The 1,600-nt window shown below is 69.7% G+C and carries 1 protein-coding gene; it reads left to right on the forward strand.

Annotated elements, in window-relative coordinates; genetic code table 11:
- Positions 1-796: 796 nt before the first annotated feature.
- Positions 797-1,267 carry an HD domain-containing protein gene (locus ABD260_RS37440; RefSeq protein ID WP_344241728.1) on the forward strand — a complete coding sequence of 157 codons (471 nt, stop codon included), beginning with the start codon at positions 797-799 and terminating at the stop codon, positions 1,265-1,267.
- Positions 1,268-1,600: the final 333 nt, after the last annotated feature.

The raw sequence follows: 1,600 nt of genomic DNA on the forward strand, positions 1-1,600 counted from the left end.
CCGTCTCACCCACCCCGCCCGGCCGGCCCCGCCCGACCTCGCCCCGGCCCGCCCCACCTAACCTCGCCCCGCTCCACCCCGCTCCGGCCCGCTCCGCGTCGCCCCGCTCCGGGCCGCCCCACGCCGCCCCGCGCCGCCTCGCCCCGCCGGTAGTATCTCTTGCAACTGTTGCAAGAGATGGTGCAGGGAGGATCTGATGGTTGCGATCGGCTCACCCACCTGGGTCGAGCGGACCGGCGGCGCGTTGAGCCCGCTGGATCAGCTCCGCTTCATCACCCAGGCAATCACCCGAGAACTCAAAGCCCTACGCCAACGCCCAGACGGGTCCGCCTCGGCGAGATCCCGCTCAGCCGACCGCGCAGGCGCCGTACTGACCGCAGATCAGCTCCCGCCAGGCACACCAATCGCGCGGCACATCACCGCGTACGCGACTGCCCACCTGCCTGACCCCCTGTTCCAGCACTCACTGCGCTCCTGGATCTGGGCCTGCATGCTCGGCGACCTGGACCACCTCACCTACGACACCGAACGCCTGTACGTAGCCGCCCTCCTCCACGACATCGCCCTAACCAACCCTCCCCCAACCCCACCCACCCAGACGACGCGAACCACTCGGACGACTTGGGCACCCTGGGCGACTCGAGCGACTCGAGCGACTCAGACGACTCGGGCAACTCGCGGGGCTCGGGCGACTCGGACCGCTCGGACAACTTGGGCGACTCGGATGGCTGAGGCGACTCGGGCGACTCGGGCGACTCGGATGGCTGAGGCGGCTCGGGCGACTCAGACGACTCGGGTGACTCAGACGACTGAGGCGACTCAGCCGCCGCAGCAGCCCCCGCCGCAGACTCCGCCGACGCAGCCGAGCGCTCGGTCGAAGCCCGGGCGCGAGGCGTACTGTTTCGCCGTCCAAGGAGCGACCATCGCACGTCAACTGGTCCTCGACGCAGGCGCATCCCGCCCGTACGCCGACACCGTGGCCGACGCGATCGCGGCACATTTCAACATCACCGTACCCACCTCCTGGGGCGCCGAGGCCCACCTCCTACACGCCGGCACCCACCTGGACGCAGCCGGCACCCGCCGCTCCGAACTCGCGCCTTCCACCGTGGCCGAGGTACACACCCGAGCACCCCGCACAGATTTCACCACCCACTTCCTCACCGCCATGCAACAAGAAGCCACCACCCACCCCACCTCCCGAGCCGCCATCCTCTGGCACCTAGGCATGCCCCGAACCCTCCGCCGCCACGACCAACACCTGTAAACCCGCACCCCGCCAGGAAGTACCAGTGCATCCCTAGTGCACCTCGGCGATGAATGCGTCAGCCACTCCGGCCCAAGCGCACTCACACTCCCGCGTACACCGTCCCGCCAGCGCACTACCTGTCCGCCTGCAGCCCACCCAACCCCGCCCACACCACCGCAACCCAACCCCATCCCCGCACCCACCCCAACCTCCCCGGCCCCCGCCACCGCCAGCGCCGCCCCGGCAGGCACCATCCGCCTCCGCTCCATTTCAGACGTTCACCTCCGAAATTGCCCGGCGGGGTCCAGTGGTCTAAGCAACGAGTAGTTCGGCTAGTGCTTGGGCTGGGGT

Source organism: Kribbella hippodromi (assembly GCF_039531045.1).
Classification (GTDB): Bacteria; Actinomycetota; Actinomycetes; order Propionibacteriales; family Kribbellaceae; genus Kribbella; species Kribbella hippodromi.